Here is a 627-nt window from a genome sequence, read left to right on the forward strand (position 1 = left end):
CCCAACGCCTGCGAGATCCTCGACCCCGGCGCCGTGGCCCGGCTGCGCGACCGCCTCGGCCCCGACCCGCTGCGGCCGGACGCCGACCCCGAGCGGGCCTGGCGGCGGATCCGCGCCAGCCGGGTCCCCGTCGGGCAGCTGCTCATGGACCAGGCGGTCGTCGCCGGACCCGGCAACATCTACCGCGCCGAGGTGCTGTTCCGGCAGGGCGTCCACCCGCGCCTGCCCGGACGCGACCTGACCCGCGCCCGCTGGGAGGGGATCTGGGCGGACCTGCGGCGCCTCATGGCCGACGGCGTCCGCGACGGGCGCATCGACACCGTCCGCCCCGAGCACACCCCCGAGGCGATGGGCCGCCCGCCCCGCGTGGACGGCCACGGCGGCGAGGTGTACGTGTACCGGCGCGCCGGGCAGCCGTGCCTGCTGTGCGGCACCGAGGTCCGCACCGAGGTGATGGCCGGCCGGAACCTGTTCTGGTGCGAGACCTGCCAGCCGTCCGGCGCCGCCGGCGCCTGACCGGCTCGGCGGGCTCCGGCCCGGCGGGTCGGCCGTCGGGGGTGGGTCAGCCGTCGGGGGTGGGTCAGCCGGCGGGGTGGGCCGGTTCGGACCGGCCGTCGCCGGGGGAGG

General features: G+C 79.3%; 1 protein-coding gene. It reads left to right on the forward strand.

Going from position 1 to position 627, the window contains the following annotated elements; genetic code table 11:
- Positions 1 to 516 (forward strand): Fpg/Nei family DNA glycosylase (locus tag DZF91_RS22760; RefSeq protein ID WP_328589196.1); only part of this gene is annotated, 516 nt, incomplete at its 5' end.
- Between the last annotated feature and the right edge of the window lie 111 nt (positions 517 to 627).

Origin of the sequence: Actinomadura logoneensis (assembly GCF_003428695.1) — a bacterium.
Classification (GTDB): Bacteria; Actinomycetota; Actinomycetes; order Streptosporangiales; family Streptosporangiaceae; genus Spirillospora; species Spirillospora logoneensis.